We start from the raw sequence: 16,433 nt of genomic DNA on the forward strand, positions 1-16,433 counted from the left end.
GAAGCAATATGCATTTCCCTCAGGCCATGACCCAGGTATCCTTGACCCCACCGCCTTGTGAAGAATTCACGACCAGCGACCCTTCCTTCATGGCAACCCGGGTTAACCCTCCGGGAATCACATGCGGCTTGCGGTCCGCACCCATGAGCACGAATGCACGGAGATCAATATGACGCGGAGCCATTGTCCCTCCTGACAATACCGGCGCTCTCGACAGCGACATAATCGGTTGGGCGATGTAACGGGCAGGGTCAGCGAGGATCTTGAGCCGGAAATCAACGAGTTCCTCCTTAGTAGCTTCGCTTCCAATCAGCATGCCGTAACCGCCGGAGAGTGAGGTCTCCTTCACGACCATCTCCGCAAGATTATCGAGCACATACTGGCGTTCCTGCGGACGCGATAACAGGTAGGTGGGGACATTACCCAGAATCGGCTCTTCATTGAGATAATACCTGATCATATCTGGAACATAGACATACATGGCTTTGTCATCGGCTACTCCGGTTCCCGGTGCATTGGCGATGGCAATGTTGCCTGCCCTGTAAGCATTCATCAGTCCGGCGACACCAAGCAGGGAGCTGGGCTGGAACGCCAGCGGATCGATATAATCATCATCCAAACGGCGGTACAACACATCTACACGGCGCAGACCATTCATTTCTTTCAGATAAATTTTGTGGTCCTGGGCCACCAGATCACGGCCTTCTACAAGATGAATGCCCATCTGTTGTGCCAGGAAAGCATGTTCATAATAAGCGGAGTTATATTCTCCCGGGGTCAGAAGCGCAATAACCGGATCTTTGGTCCTCGACGGAGATAAACTCCGCAGTACAGACAGAAAACGGTTTAAGCTATGATCCACATCCCGGATGGAGCTGGCGAAAGACAATTCGGGGAAAAGCTGATTCATGAGTGATCTGCCTTTAAACAGATAGGAAAAGCCGGAAGGAGTACGCAGGTTGTCTTCGAGCACATAATACTCTCCGTCATGATGGCGGATCAGGTCAATGCCCGAGGTAGTGACATAAGCACCGCCGGGGACTCGCAGTCCCGCCATCTCCGGCCGGAAATAACAGTTGGAGATAATCATGCGGCGCGGGACAATCCCGTCTTTTACAATGTATTGCTCGTGGTAAATATCATGGATGAACAGGTTCAAAGCCGTGATCCGCTGGACAATGCCGGCCTCAAGCCTCTCCCATTCCCCCTTGGGGATAATCCGCGGAATCATATCGAAAGGAATCGTTCGTTCCATCGGATGATCCTGTGCCGGGTTGTACAGCGTAAAGGTTATACCTTCTTCCATCATCCGGCGCTGCAGCAGCTTCTGCTTGCCTTGCAGCTCTTCAGGGCTCATCCCGGAAAACATGCGGTTCACATGTTTGTAATGAGGACGGATGCTCCGTTCATCGGCATACATTTCATCATAGAAATGCTGCAGCGGATACGGAGACAGACCGGGCAAAGGATCAAGTTTGGACATGAGCCCGACTCCTTTCGGATCAATATAATGTGTGAAGTTTGTTGACAAGCTAGTTCGTAATTTAAGAATTAAGTATTAAAATATTAAATACTACTCTCATAATACGTAAATGATATTGTTCATGTCAATATATATAACAACAAAATGGAGTTTACACCCCATCCAGCATTCGTGGAATCGCTTCCTTTCTCATGAGTTTAGTTTTCGGGAGCACGAAAGTGAATTATACATTGAATTGTATGCAGCTGAGTTGACAAGCAGTACTATTATGAATTTTTCATATAATGTTTTTTTAATATAAGTATCCAAATATAAAAGCACCTGTTCCTTCTATTTAAAGAGGGGGTAGCTTTTCCACAAAAAAAACTGGTGGCAGTTGTTTTTTCACACAATCAGTCATGACAAAAGCCCTGCAGAACGGGAACCGTTCTGCAGGGCTTTTATGGTAATCATAGTTCATCCTCGTTTGAAGCGCCTGCGGCGAGTTACTCCTGCGCTTCCTTCTGATCTTCGTCAGAGATCATCCCGGCGAACAGGGCATGGACGAACTGTCCGGAATCAAATGGCTGCAAATCCTCCATTTTCTCACCCAGTCCAACCAGCTTCACCGGCAGATTCATTTCCTGGCGGATCGCCACAACAATTCCGCCTTTGGCGGTTCCGTCCAGCTTGGTCAGCACCAGGCCGGTAACGCCACTTTTTTCACCAAAAAGTTTCGCCTGCGTCAAGGCATTCTGACCGGTAGTCGCATCCAGCACCATCAGCACCTCATGCGGAGCGCTGGGAATTTCACGCTGAATGACCCGGAAGATCTTGTTCAGCTCTTCCATCAGGTTGCTCTTGTTCTGCAGTCTTCCCGCCGTATCGCAAATCAGCACATCCACATTCCGCTGTTTGGCTGCCTGCACCGCATCGAACATCACTGCAGCCGGGTCAGAGCCCGCCTGCTGCTTGATGACGTCAACACCAGCCCGTTGGCCCCAGACCTCAAGCTGCTCAATCGCTCCGGCCCGGAAGGTATCGCCTGCGGCGAGAAGAACCTTTTTACCCTCCTGTTTGTAGCGGTGTGCCAGCTTGCCGATTGTTGTTGTCTTGCCGACACCGTTTACGCCGACGAACAGAATAACAGTAATTCCGTCTGGATTCTCTTTCAGACTGTTGTCGTCATCACCGCGCAGCAGCTCCATCAATTTGCGGGAGAGGATCGGCTGCAGCTCCGAGGCATCCTCAATCCGTTTCTGCTTCACTTCAGCCCGAAGCTCTTCAACAAGTGACATTACCGTATTTACCCCGACATCGGCACCGATTAAAATCTCTTCCAGTTCCTCATAAAACTCTTCATCTATTTTTTTACGGCGGATGATGAGGTCGGATACCTTCTCAACAAAACCCTTGCGGGTCTTCTCCAGACCATCGCGGAACTGTTTGGTAACCGTTTCGGTTTTACCGGAAATACTTTCTTTCAGTTTCTTAAAAAAACTCATGCTCTTCCTCCTCTTATCGTTAAGACACCAGATTCCCCGGTTCATTTTCGAAATACTATGCTTTCACTTAGGCAATCTCCGCTTCCTCATCCTCCAGCTTCACCGAGACAAGCTTCGATACGCCGCCTTCTTCCATCGTTACACCATACAGCACATCCGCTTCCTCCATGGTTCCTTTGCGGTGGGTAACCACGATAAACTGTGTCTGCTCCGAGAACTCGCGCAGATACTGGGCAAAGCGGACTACGTTCGCTTCATCCAGTGCCGCTTCCACCTCATCCAGCACACAGAAAGGCACTGGCTTGACCTGCAGGATGGCGAACAGCAGTGCCATAGCGGTCAATGCGCGTTCACCGCCTGACAACAGCTGCAGATTCTGCAGTTTCTTGCCGGGAGGCTGGGCGACAATATCTATGCCTGTGTCGAGCATATGCTCGGGATCAAGCAGCATGAGGTCCGCCCGTCCGCCGCCGAACAGCTTCGAGAAAACCGTGCCGAATTCACGGCGGATGGCATCGAAGGTCTGCTTGAAGCGTTTGGACATCTCTTCTTCCATCTCATGAATGACAAGGTAAAGCGTTGTTTTGGCCTCCACCAGATCATCCTTCTGGCCGCTGAGGAAAGTATAACGTTCATGCACGCGCTGATACTCCTCGATGGCCCCCAGGTTCACTTCGCCAAGCGCAGATATACTGCGCTTCAGACGCTGCACCTCCAGCTGTGCGGCCGGCACATCCTCGGGAACCGGATAACGCTGCTTCGCCAGTTCATAACTCAGCTCGTAATCATCGCTCAGTTTACGGAGAATGTTGTCCAGCTCAACATCAAGCCGTCCTACAGCTACCTCGGTGGAACGCAGCTTGTCCTCCACGGCCTTTAAAGCCTGCCGCTGGTCTTTGGTTTCACCTTCGGCGAGCTCCAGCTTGCGGGTTAACGCCGCCCGTTCAGCTCGCGCTAAATCAAGCGTACCGGCCGTCTCTTCTTTCTTCAAGCGGTAGTTGTTCAGATCTTCCTTCTGTTTGACCGCTTCGCGTGAATTCTCTTCGAGATCCTTCTCGATGGTCATAAGCAGACTTCGGCTCTGGCGCAGCTCTTTATCCTGCGATCCGGCGTCTTGCCTCATGCGTCTAAGCTGTTCCTCCAGTGAGAAAATCTCCTGGTCCAGCTTACCCTCACTTACCTTCATGCCGGTCAGCTTACCCTGCAGCTCTTCCTTAGCCGTTTCACTTGCTTTGCGCTCCGATTCGGCATTGCGGATGGCCTCATGGGAATCCTTCTCTTCTTTCTCCAGCCGCGCTAGCTCGGCAACCGCCTGATTGCGGCTCTCTTCCAGACTGCGGACTTCACTCTCAAAGCCGCTGCGCTCCGCACCCGCACCATCCACCTGCTCCTGAACATGGCGCAGTTCCTGTTCGAGCTGCTTCAAATCACCAGAGACCCGTTGCTCCTCCAGACGTTTCTCGTCCCCGTCATGGCGCAGCTGCTCCAGCTTCTTCGCAGCGTTCTCCTGCTCCTCGCGAAGTTTGGCAATGCCTTGCTTCAGCTTGACAATCTGGCGTTCGCTTTCTTCAATTTCACCGAACAGCTGGTCGAGCTGGCGTTTACGGCTCAGCAGGCTGTTGTTCTTCTTATGCTGGCTGCCCCCGGTCATCGAACCGCCGGCATTGACAACATCACCTTCCAGCGTAACTACACGGTAGCGGTATTGGCATTTGGCGGCGATCCGGTTAGCCTGTTCCAAACTTTCTGCAATAACGACATTTCCGAGCAAGCTGCCGACAATGCTTGCGTATTTGTCCTCATAACCGACCAGATCACTGCCGATGCCGACAAAACCTTCCGCACCTTCCACCATACTGCGGTCGCTGCCGGTAATCTGCCGGGGCCGGATGACATCCAGCGGCAGAAATGTAGCACGTCCCAGCTGGCGCTGCTTCAGAAAGGCAATCGCTTGACGGGAGACGGCTTCATTATCCATAACCACATGCTGAAGCGATGCGCCTAGCGCTGTTTCCACAGCCAGCTCCAGTCGTTCCGGCACGGAGATCAGCTCCGCTACTGCACCGTGCACACCACTTAGCTGGCCTTTGCGCGCTCCCTTAAGGACCTCTTTGACTCCAAGCATAAATCCGTCAAAATCGTCCTGCATTTCCTTCATCGTCTCATGCCGGGAAACCTGGGCTTCGCGCTTCTGTTCCCATTTACGGAGTCCGCTCTGCGTTTCCTCCAGCAACTTCTGGCGTTTACTGGTCTGCTCGCTCTCCGTGATGTAGGCGCCGCGCAGCGTTCCAATCTCTTTGCCGAGTGTAGCGATGGTATCCTTCAGACCCTTCTGCGAAGCAGACAACTCCGCGAGCCGCGCGACCCATTTGCCGCTTTCCTCAACGCTGCGGCTCATCCGCCGCTCCAAGGCTTCCTTCTGCTGATCCGCGTATCGAATTTCGTTGCGGGCCTGGGCCATCAGGTTCATCAGCTCAAGCAAGGCGCTTTTCAGCTTCTCTTCCTTGCTTTGGCTAATCCCGCCAGCCACTCCTTCCAGCCGGACTTCCTCATCTGCCAGTTGAGCGCGCAGCTCCTCCAGAGCCTGTCTTGACTGCTGCAGCTTATGCTCCAGCTCTGCCAGCTCGCGCTGTCTACCCTCTGAGCGCTCTCCTACCGAGCCCAGTGTAAGCATCAATTGCTCGCGGTTGTTCTCCAGGTTGCGCTTGCGCTCCTTCAGCACTTCGCCGTAACCTTCGCTTTTCTCATTCGCTTCACTGTAACGAAGCAGCTGTTCCTGCAGCTGTTCTACCTGTGCCTCCAGCGCTCGCAGCTCAGAACGCCCGCTCTCCAGCTTGGCGTCATGGGCCGAAACGACAGTGGACAGCTCAAGCTGTTCGACCTGCAGCGTTTCAAGCCGGGCATTGCCTTCCTTCCAGGCGGTATGAATGCCTTCTATCTGGTGCACGTACACGGAGATTTCCGTCTGTTTCAGCTGCTCGCGCAGCTCCTTATAGCGGATGGCCTTCTCCGATTGATCCTTGAGCGGGCCTACCTGATCCTCCAGCTCGCTGATCAAATCATGAATCCGGAGCAGATTCTGCTCGGTTTCGTCCAGCTTGCGGCCCGCGTCTTTTTTGCGTGATTTATACTTAACAATACCTGAGGCCTCTTCAAAAATACCGCGGCGATCCTCGGAACGCGTACTCAGAATTTCTTCAATCCGGCCTTGTCCGATAATCGAATAAGCCTCGCGTCCGATGCCGGTATCCATAAACAGCTCTGTGATATCCTTCAGCCTGCAGGCCTGCTTATTGATTAAATATTCACTTTCACCGCTGCGGTGCACACGGCGCGTTACTGTAACTTCGCTGAAATCGAGCGGCAGGACATGATCCTCATTATCCAGCGTGAGCGACACTTCACCGTAATTCACGGCTTTGCGTGCGTCACTTCCGGCAAAAATGATATCCTCCATCTTGCCGCCGCGCAGCGATTTGGCGCTCTGTTCACCGAGCACCCAGCGGATGCCGTCGGAAATATTGCTTTTGCCGCTGCCGTTCGGGCCAACGACGGCCGTTATGCCGCGTACAAATTCCATTTCCGTTTTGTCGGCAAATGATTTAAATCCCGCTAATTCAATCCGTTTCAAAAACATAACTCGCCTATCACCTCTGACCCATTATACCATAGCGTTCAACTCCTAAAATAGCTCTGATTCATGAAGAACGCAAAGGCTGTATGTGAGATATTAAATTGACACTTTTTAGGAAAAGTGGTGTAGTAAGGGTGTGTTTTTAGATGGTATTATTTCTCATTTAAAGGAAATGTTGAGATATTCAATTTCTAAAGAAAAAGGGTGATTGCATTGAAACTCGGACCCGAGCGACATGGGGAAATTATACGTTACCGCAGTGGCCATATCACGATGGAGGAAGATCTTATCGTTACGGAACATCCGGTCACAATCAAAATAAACGGTGATGAATTCGTCACTCTGGTATGCACGCCTGAATATATCGAGGACATGGTTATCGGTTATTTAGCATCCGAAGGAATCATTAGAGGGTTCCAGGATATCAAGGCGATTTGGAGTCAGGAAGAAGAAGGTTTCGTCCACGTAACTATAGACCACTTAAGCCCATTACACCGTCAGCTGTTCGCCAAGCGATATGTAACTTCCTGCTGCGGGTCAAGCCGGCATGGCTTCGTCTACGTTAATGATGCCAGAACGGCCAAAATTGCGAACGGGGTACATGTGTCACTTTCTTTCGACGATTGTTTCCGCTTAATGGAGGAAGTGCAAACCGGATCAGAGCTGTTCCACCGCACCGGTGGCGTTCATTCTGCTGCAATTTGCGATGCCGGCGGGGTGCTGCTGGCCCGCAGTGACATTGGGCGTCATAATGCACTGGACAAAATTTACGGTTACTGCCTGAAGCAACATTTGAATCTCAATGACAAAATTGTTATCTTCAGCGGACGGATCTCTTCGGAAATCTTATTGAAGGTAGCCAAAATAGGCTGTGAAATGATTTTGTCCAAATCTGCCCCCACCGGACTAGCGCTTGAGCTGGCGGAACAGTTGGGAATCACCACCGTTGGTTTCATTCGTCAGAATTCATGTAATGTGTATACCCGTCCGGATCGTATCTCCGGTTGTCCCGCTTTCCCCCCTCCGTGAACCTCAAATTTCAAGCACAAAAATCACTGTTCTCTATTTTTACTTTTGTTACAATTTTTTCTAGGACTTCACAATTGTTATTTTTTGGTTATAGGGTTATTCCCCTCCATGATAGGGAGTGATGTCAACGGAACAATTGCTGGATCGATTATATGAAGAAGAATCACTGGAAGCTCAAGAGATTATTGCTGTGCTGAGGAACCCGGATCAAAATCTAAAAAAGCGGCTTCATCACCTGGCCCATTTGAAAAGAATGGAACGTTATGGCGACCGTGTATTTTTGCGTGGGCTGATCGAATTCTCTAATATTTGCAAACAGAACTGCCTGTATTGCGGCATACGCTCCGGCAATAAGACGGTCAGCCGCTATCGGCTCCAACCTGAAGAAATCTTGGAATGCTGCCGGGAAGGGTATGATCTGGGCTATCGTACCTTTGTTCTGCAGAGCGGAGAAGACGACTGGTATACCACTGAGAAGCTGACCGAGCTCATTATACGCATCAAAACACTCTATCCGGATACCGCGGTAACACTGTCGATTGGCGAACGGGATGATGAGACTTACGCTACACTGCTCGCGGCTGGAGCTGACCGTTACTTGCTGCGCCATGAGACGGCCTCCCGCAAGCTATACCAAGCCCTGCACCCGACCATGACCTTTGACAGCCGCAGGAATCGGTTGGACGCTCTCAAGTCCCTCGGCTATCAGGTGGGTGCAGGCTTTATGGTTGGTTTACCAGGACAAACGCCCGGGGATTTGGCTGAAGACCTGCTGTATCTTAAGGCGCTTGAACCGGATATGATCGGCATTGGCCCTTTTTTGCCCCATCAGGCCACACCCTTAAAGGACGAGCCGGCCGGAACAGTAATAAATACATTGGATATGATTGCTCTTGCCCGGCTTTTCGTGCCGAATGCCCTAATCCCTGCTACAACAGCCATGGGAACCGCTCACCCGAACGGGCGGGAGCTGGCGTTGCAAGCAGGCGCTAATGTGGTCATGCCTAATCTCTCTCCTTTGACTGTACGAGCCCAATATACGCTCTACAACAACAAAATCTGTCTGGGTGATGAATCGGCCCAATGCAGATTCTGCCTGGAACAGCGGATTGAAGCTGCCGGCTTCCATGTGGATATGGGCCGGGGAGATAGTCTGAATCATCTATCCCGCACTTCTGCACAGCAGGTTCCATTATAAGGAAGCCACCGAATCAGCCTGTTGTCATCTCGCAATCGAGTTGTAAGAGTCCAAGTCTGCTTGTCAATCCAATAATGAACCCAGAAAGAAGTGGATGTTCGTGAGCCGAGTTAATGAAAGTCGTCCGGCGGATTTCATTCAGGACGAAGAGATCAAAGAAGCGCTGCAATTTGGAGAAAATGCCGTATCGGATCGAGCCAAGGTGTCCGCAATTCTTGCGAAAGCCAGACAATGTAAAGGACTGACCTCACAAGAAGCAGCTGTCCTCTTAAATGTGGAAGATCAGGAAACACTGAATGAGATTTATCAGGTATCCAGAGATATCAAGGAACGGATCTACGGCAACCGGATTGTATTGTTTGCACCGCTCTATGTCAGCAACTACTGTGTCAATAATTGCGAGTACTGCGGTTACAAACATTCCAATTCTGAATTCACTCGCAGCCGCTTAACCTCAGATGAAATTGCCCAGGAAGTTACCGTTCTGCAGTCTCTGGGACACAAACGGCTTGTGCTGGAAGCAGGTGAGGATCCCCGCAATTGTTCCATCGATTATATTCTCGACTGCATAAAGACCATTTACGATACGAAGCTAGACAATGGCAGTATCCGCCGGATCAATGTCAATATCGCTGCAACCACATTCGATGACTACATCAAGCTGGCTGAGGCGGGAATTGGAACTTATATTTTATTTCAGGAGACTTATCATAGACCTAGTTACAAGCAATACCATCCACAAGGACCCAAAAGTGATTATGATTGGCATACGACCGCCATGGACAGGGCCATGAAAGCCGGTATCGAGGATGTTGGTATTGGTGTTCTGTATGGGCTCTATGATTATAAATATGAAACGATAGCCATGTTAAAACATGCCGAGCATCTGGAACAGGCCTATGGCTGCGGACCGCATACGATTTCCGTCCCCCGCCTGCGCGAAGCGGAGAATGTGAACCTGGACAATTACCCTTACTTGGTCAGCGATCCGGATTTCGCCAAAATCGTCGCCGTTCTGCGAATAGCCGTTCCCTATACAGGAATGATACTCTCTACCCGCGAAGACGCTGAATTTCGTGATCAGATAATCAAACTCGGCATTTCCCAAATCAGCGCAGGCTCCGCCACAGGTGTTGGCGCATACAGTGTGAACAAAGATAAAGATGACAAACCGCAATTCTTGGTCGGCGATCACCGCTCCCCTATGGAAATTATCAAAAATCTCTGCCAGGACGGGTATGTGCCGAGTTACTGCACCGCCTGTTACCGGGAAGGCCGCACGGGAGACCGTTTCATGCAGCTGGCCAAATCCGGCCAAATCCATAATGTCTGTCAGCCGAACTCCCTGATGACGTTTCAGGAATACCTGCTGGATTACGCCGATGAGGAGATGCGGGCCATTGGAGAGCAGACGATTCATGACAATCTGGAGCGCATTCCCAAGGAATCGGTCAAAAAAGCGACCCTAAAGCAACTTCAGCGTATCCATAACGGCGAACGAGATCTACGGTTTTAGGCCGCACCCAATGTACGCTGTCACAAAAAGGGGGTGTTCCAGCAGCCATTCAGATGGCTTTTGGAACACCCCCGCTTTAATATACGCATTAATGGTTATATGCCCCCTCCTCCCAGGCCAGCATTGCAGACGGAAACATTTCGATGGCTCTTGGGAACACCCCCTGCACATAGGCAATAAATACACCATAATTCACAATTGGAACACCCGCATGTTCCGCCTCTTCAAGCCTCCCCAGCATCGCCCTGCGGTTCAACATACACGCTCCGCAGTGAATGATCAGTGAATAACCGCCGAGTCCTGCGGGGAAATCGCTGCCTGCGGCATGTTCAATTTGAAGCTGCCTGCCTGTCAGTTCCCGCAGCCAGCGGGGAATCTTCACGGAAGCAATGTCATCGGATTGTCGGTGATGCGTGCAGGCTTCCGCAATGAGCACCCGGTCTCCGTCCTGCAAACGGCCAATAGCGCGAACCCCGCGTACAAGCTGAGGAAGATCCCCCTTGTACCTGGCAAACAATATGGAAAAGGACGTGAGCGGGATATCCTTTGGGGTGTCTGCCTGAACTTTAAGAAATGCCTGTGAATCCGTGATGACCACATTTGGCTTGCGCCCCAGCGTCTTGAGAGTGTGTCCAAGCTCCTGTTCCTTGGTGACAACAGCAACTGCATCACATTCCATGATGTCACGAATGGTCTGCTGCTGGGGGAGAATCAATCTTCCTTTGGGTGCTGCCTTATCAATCGGCACAACCAGAACAGCCAAATCTCCGGGATTCAACAGGTCTCCGACTAGCCGGAACCGGTCTTCGTCCCTCGGCAACTCCCTGACGATTGCGGCTTTTAGATCCGTGATCCCAGTATTGCTGAGAGCACTGAATAGCATTGGCTTCAAATGAAGCTGGTCTTCTACCTTTGCCTTTGCCGCCACTACAGTGTGTTCCTCACCGTTACCATGTTCTTCGAGCAAGTCTACTTTGTTCAATAGTAGAATGACCGGAATCTTCTTGACGGACAGGTTCTGTAAAAGGTTATGCTCAAATTCGGCTACTCCTTGGACAGCGTCTATCACCAGCAACGCCAGATCGGTTTTGCTCAGAACCTGATTTGTTTTGCGAATCCGCTGTTCGCCCAAACTTCCGCAATCATCCAATCCGGCGGTATCAATGAGCACTACCGGTCCCACCGGCAGCAGCTCCATCGGTTGATAAACCGGATCTGTCGTTGTCCCGCTTACCGGAGAAACAATGGACGTCTCCTGACCGCCTAAAGCGTTAATCACACTGGATTTGCCGGCATTACGCCGTCCAAAGACTGCAATGTGCATTCGTTCTCCACGCGGGGTATCATTTAAGCTCATAACATCCGCTCCTTCTTATCCTATATAGATTGAACTTGTGGTTTTAGAGTACAGGATCAGTCGCAACTACGGTGAATATTTGGACTTCCGGCCGCTGTTGTCTTCAGATTTCTTGATTTAACCGCTATTAGCGGTAGAAATCCGAAGACAAAGGCGGACACTACCGTTCCTCCAGTTCCAAAATCCCCCTCCGTTGCTCCTTTCCCTTATCTCAAGTTTTTAAGTTCAATCTATATAGAACCTTTATATATCTCTTGATCTACCAGGGATGCCTGGTTTGGTAACCTCCAGCGGGTGCAGAATGGCATCAATCTGCTTTTTCGTCATCAGTCCGCGTTCCAGCAAAATCTCTTTTAACGGCCGACCCGAGGCCGCCGCAGACGTAGCCAGTTCGGCTGCAGCGTCATAACCCAGATACGTCACCGCTGCGGCAGCCATGACGCCGGAGCGTTCCAAATTCTCGAGACAATGCGCAGTATCGACTTTCAACTCACGCACGCATCGCTCATGAAAGAGCCGTACAGCCTGGGTAAGAATTTCAAGAGATTCAAGCAGAGATTCTGCGATTAAAGGGGCAAAGGCATTCAGCTCCAGCTGTCCGCTGGCCGCCGCCAAAGTGACTGCTGTATCATTGGAGATCACCTTCATAGCGACTGACCCGGCCATCTCTGCGATGACCGGGTTCATTTTACCGGGCAGGATCGAAGAACCTACCTGCATAGGCGGCAGGATGTATTCTGCAATTCCGCCGGAGGGCCCGGCATTTAGCAGCCGGAAATCGCCGGATATCTTCAGCAAATTCACCGCAGCGGCTTTGAGCAAACCTGAAACTTCCACAAACACATCCATATTCTGTGTGCCATCCATCGGAAAATCGCTGCGGCACAGCCCCATTCCGGTTAGTTCCCGCAGCTCTTCTGCTATGGCATAAATATAAGCAAGGGGGGCATTCATTCCTGTGCCCACTGCCGTTCCTCCAAGGTTAATCTCCCGCAGACGTTCCTCCGCCTTGTACAGCCGCCACCGGTCCCGTGCAACCGCTTTGGCATACGCACCAAAGCTTTGTCCGGCCATAATGGGCAGTGCATCCATGAGTTGCGTCCGTCCTAACCTTAACACATCGGCGTATTCCCGCTCCTTCTCCTGTAGGGCCTCCTGAAGAGAGGCGAACTCTTCACTAAGCGAGCGAAGCAGCGGAATCATCGCAATTCGCATGGCAGTGGGATACACGTCATTGGTAGATTGATAGAGATTCACATGATCTATCGGATGGATCAGCCGGTAATCCCCTTTATGGCCACCAAGTTTCTCGATGGCCAGATTAGCTATCACCTCGTTAACGTTCATGTTCGTGCTAGTTCCCGCTCCGCCCTGATAAGCATCCACAATAAAGTGTTTATCCATCTGGCCCTGTAGAATTTCATCGCAAGCAGATAGAATACCCGCAGCCGCCTGCTCGGAAATACCCCCTTGCCTGCCATTTACTTTGGCTGCCGCTTTCTTCACCATTACAATGGCCCGCGTGATCCGCGGATTCACCGGCCGGCCGCTGACCGCAAAATTATCCCGCGCCCTTACCGCGTGAATTCCATAATAAGCCCCACTGGGAACCGCTTCACTCCCTAAAGCATCCGATTCCACCCGAAACATTGGATCGTCGTTCAATTGCTTTTCACCCCCCAATTTGCGACATCAGGCGCATTGTGGCCTTCAGGGGTGGCTTGGTGCCCGGTTGGTCCATCATTATATGCTGGCCTGGTTTGGCTTCCAAGGCGCGCAGGAACAATTGCTTCAGCAGCTCTGATTGAGCGATGTAAGGCCGGATATACAGCTCTTCGTTCCAGAAGAGGCACGGCTTAACGTGACCATTTGCTGTAATACGCAGCCGGTTACACGAATTACAGAAATGCTGGCTGACCGGATGAATCAAGCCAAATTGCCCTGCCGCACCTTGGATGCGAAAATAACGGGCCGGGCCGGAATCTGCTGCTTTTTCACTCGGCTCATCAGTTGTCCTACCCGAGTCCGGACCTGCTTCAAGACTAAAACCAGCCTTGGCACAACGCTCCAGTATTCCATCCAAAGGCATATATCCCGCTTCCCATCCGTTGATATCATGACCCATGGGCATATACTCAATAAAGCGGACGTGCAGCGGATATTTCTGAGTCAGCTGCAGAAAGGATTCAATTTCATCATCGTTTACACCTTTCATCAAGACCATATTCAGCTTCAGTACCTCGAAGCCAGCCTTAAAACCAGCTGCTAAAGCATGCAACACCTTGCTGACATCACCGCCCCCAGTGATTCTGGAATAGCGTTCTGGAATTAGAGAATCCAGGCTGACGTTGAGATCTGTAAGCCCGGCATCACGCAGCTTCTGCACTTTGGGGGCAAGCAGCAGTCCATTCGTGGTCAGACCGACACGCTCGATCCCGGAGATGGCCCTTAACCTGGCCACCAGTTCTTCCAGGTTCGGACGCATCAACGGTTCTCCTCCGGTAAGACGCACCTTGGTTACCCCCATCTCAGCGAGTACCCTTACGATCCGTTCAATTTCGTCAAAGGTAAGCGGGTTACCCTCCACAGCCTTTTCTACTCTGCCCGGATTGCAATACTGACAGCCCAAGTTGCAGCGCTCAGTAACGGAGATACGCACATAATTATGTAAACGACCAAAGTGATCGACCAAGATATCGGACAAACGCTCCACCTTGCTTTCTGCGTTATAGTGACTGTATTAGAGGCGCGAAAAACCGCCAAACTGCTGTAATGACTGCGCACTGGCCAGTCTTTTCCGGGAAATGGACTCCTCAATCTGGCTTGGAACGATGAATTGGAGTGCATTGGTAGGGCATACCCGTACACATTCCGGGCCCTTGCCGCTGTCTTCACACAAATCACATTTGTTCGCAACAATTCTCTCCTTGCGGCTCCATGCACCCGATGTATTGGAACGAAGCCCGGATTGAAGTTGCTTTTGGCCACTTTTATGTGCCGGAACCATTGTAATCGCCCCATAAGGACATACCAGCATACAGGTCTTGCAACCAATGCAGCTATCCTGATTGATGAAAATGCTGTTGTCTTTGCTCGTAATGGAGCCATTCGGGCACACATTGGCACAAGGAGCATCCTCGCAATGTCTGCACTGCACCGGTGCGGTAACTTCATCGGTCTCGACGACAGTCAACCGTGGATAGAAGTCAGCCCCGCTCTCTTCCTGAAGGAACATATTATTCCCGGCATGTGCAACTACGCAGGCCACTTCACAAGTATGACAACCTATACATTTATCGGGATCGGCAATGACAAACCGGTTCATGACATCTCCTCCTTAAGACTTCTGTCAACAAATTTGGTATGCAGCAAATGATGTGAAGTATGGCCTAACGGTTCACCTAAGAAGTCCTTATATAATTTGATAATATCTGGATTCTCATGGGATTTGCGGACCTTCTGATGAGAGTCGTGGCGGTAGACGGCGCTCTTTCTGGCCTGATAAGCAATTTTCCGCTGCGTTTCCAACAGGAGCTTGGGCTGTCCGCCGCCGCTGACACAGCCTTCGGGACAAGCCATCACTTCAATGAAATGATACGGGCAGGTGCCTTCTGCAACTTTTGCCAAAACAGCATCCACATATTTCAGTCCTGCAACTACTGCCACTTTGAGCTCCAAATCGCCAATCTGAACTTCTGCCGTCCGGATGCCTTCCTCTCCCCTGACAAAATCCAATTGCAGATTGGGAATCTGCTCATGGGTGATCAGTTCATACCCCGTTCGTATCGCAGCTTCCATCACACCGCCTGTAACGCCGAAGATCGAGCCCGCTCCAGAGTATTTGCCCAGCGGTGAATCAAACGGCTCGTCGGGAAGATGAATGAAATCGATGCCTTGATCCTTGATTAAGCTGGCCAGTTCCCTTGTAGTAATAACGAGATCCACTTCACGGCAACCATCCACAATCATTTCTTCTCTGCTGCATTCAAATTTTTTACAGGTACAGGGCATAACCGCGACGCTGAAAATATCCGAAGGTGCAATTCCATCCAGCTCCGCTCCGTAGGTCTTGAACAAGGCTCCACCCATTTGCATCGGGGACTTGCAGCTGGACAAATGCTCCAGCAGCTCCGGTGCTGCCGTCTCCGCATGCTTCACCCAGGCCGGGCAGCAGGAGGTGAACATTGGCAGCCGCTCTCCGGACATCACTCTGCCAATCAGCTCTGAGCCCTCTTCCATAATCGTCACGTCCGCAGCAAAATTCGTATCATAAATCCGGTCAAACTTCAGCCGTCTCAGCGCCGCCGCCATTTTCCCCGGGGTTAAAGTGCCGAAGGGCAGCCCAAACTCCTCCGCCAGAGATACCCGGATCGCAGGAGCGCACTGCACCACTTTGAACCGTTTCGGATCAGCCAGAACAGCTTTAACCTTCTGGATATCCCCTGACGAATAAGCAGCGAACAAAGGCTCACGCACGTTGGGGAGCTGCCCTCTTTCCTGTAACTTGACCGCTCGTGAGGCTGTCGTCGACTCGTTGTCCGCAGCATAAGCGGTACAAATCTGCACACACTGTCCACAAACGACGCAGCGATGAGCATCAATAGTCTGCGGGTGGCCCGGTTCGCCGATAATGGCGTCCACAGGACATACAGCCGCGCAACGTCTGCAGCCGGTACATAATTGTTCGTCAATATGAATGATTGGATCCTTATACGACATAGTGCAACCTTCT

11 protein-coding genes are annotated in these 16,433 nt (G+C 51.3%); 3 read left to right on the forward strand and 8 right to left on the reverse strand.

Translation table 11 applies throughout. From position 1 onward, the window contains the following. Positions 1-19 precede the first annotated feature (19 nt). From ACQ76X_RS19585 to smc, 3 genes are all read right to left on the reverse strand, one after another. Positions 20-1,483, reverse strand: a complete 1,464-nt coding sequence (locus tag ACQ76X_RS19585; RefSeq protein ID WP_438495537.1) for a circularly permuted type 2 ATP-grasp protein — start codon at positions 1,481-1,483, stop codon at positions 20-22. A gap of 485 nt (positions 1,484-1,968) precedes the next feature. After that, positions 1,969-2,967, reverse strand: a complete 999-nt coding sequence (ftsY, locus tag ACQ76X_RS19590) for a signal recognition particle-docking protein FtsY (protein WP_038591243.1) — start codon at positions 2,965-2,967, stop codon at positions 1,969-1,971. 67 nt (positions 2,968-3,034) lie between these two features. Then, the gene (gene smc / locus ACQ76X_RS19595) at positions 3,035-6,604 is read right to left on the reverse strand and encodes a chromosome segregation protein SMC (protein WP_438495538.1); all 3,570 of its coding nucleotides are present in this window, start codon (positions 6,602-6,604) and stop codon (positions 3,035-3,037) included. Positions 6,605-6,874: 270 nt separating this feature from the next. Here smc and fdhD point away from each other — a divergent pair, with 270 nt between their 5' ends. The 3 genes from fdhD (at position 6,875) to hydG (ending at position 10,344) form a co-directional block, all read left to right on the forward strand. Then, positions 6,875-7,630: a formate dehydrogenase accessory sulfurtransferase FdhD gene (gene fdhD / locus ACQ76X_RS19600; RefSeq protein WP_438495590.1), complete on the forward strand. Its 756-nt coding sequence runs from the start codon at positions 6,875-6,877 to the stop codon at positions 7,628-7,630. Between the two features lie 121 nt (positions 7,631-7,751). After that, positions 7,752-8,828 (forward strand): [FeFe] hydrogenase H-cluster radical SAM maturase HydE, encoded by a 1,077-nt coding sequence (gene hydE / locus ACQ76X_RS19605; RefSeq protein WP_438495539.1) that lies wholly within the window; start codon positions 7,752-7,754, stop codon positions 8,826-8,828. A 100-nt stretch (positions 8,829-8,928) separates the two neighbouring features. Beyond that, a complete protein-coding gene (gene hydG / locus ACQ76X_RS19610) occupies positions 8,929-10,344 on the forward strand; it encodes a [FeFe] hydrogenase H-cluster radical SAM maturase HydG (protein ID WP_438495540.1) in 1,416 nt (471 codons plus the stop codon). An 88-nt stretch (positions 10,345-10,432) separates the two neighbouring features. Here hydG and hydF read toward each other — a convergent pair whose 3' ends face one another. The 5 genes from hydF to ACQ76X_RS19635 form a co-directional block, all read right to left on the reverse strand. Then, on the reverse strand, positions 10,433-11,701 hold the full coding sequence (hydF, locus tag ACQ76X_RS19615; RefSeq protein WP_438495541.1) for a [FeFe] hydrogenase H-cluster maturation GTPase HydF: 1,269 nt from the start codon (positions 11,699-11,701) through the stop codon (positions 10,433-10,435). A gap of 243 nt (positions 11,702-11,944) precedes the next feature. Then, positions 11,945-13,351 (reverse strand): aspartate ammonia-lyase, encoded by a 1,407-nt coding sequence (locus ACQ76X_RS19620; RefSeq protein WP_438495591.1) that lies wholly within the window; start codon positions 13,349-13,351, stop codon positions 11,945-11,947. 22 nt (positions 13,352-13,373) lie between these two features. Continuing rightward, entirely contained in the window at positions 13,374-14,405 is a 1,032-nt protein-coding gene (moaA, locus tag ACQ76X_RS19625) for a GTP 3',8-cyclase MoaA (protein WP_438495542.1), read from the reverse strand. Positions 14,406-14,441: 36 nt separating this feature from the next. After that, positions 14,442-15,026 (reverse strand): 4Fe-4S dicluster domain-containing protein, encoded by a 585-nt coding sequence (locus ACQ76X_RS19630; protein WP_438495543.1) that lies wholly within the window; start codon positions 15,024-15,026, stop codon positions 14,442-14,444. Next, a complete protein-coding gene (locus ACQ76X_RS19635; protein WP_438495544.1) occupies positions 15,023-16,420 on the reverse strand; it encodes a [FeFe] hydrogenase, group A in 1,398 nt (465 codons plus the stop codon). Before ACQ76X_RS19635 ends, ACQ76X_RS19630 begins: the two co-directional genes overlap by 4 nt. Between the last annotated feature and the right edge of the window lie 13 nt (positions 16,421-16,433).

The sequence above is a fragment of the Paenibacillus sp. IHBB 3054 genome, from assembly GCF_051594305.1.
In the GTDB taxonomy this organism is placed as follows: domain Bacteria; phylum Bacillota; class Bacilli; order Paenibacillales; family Paenibacillaceae; genus Paenibacillus_AQ.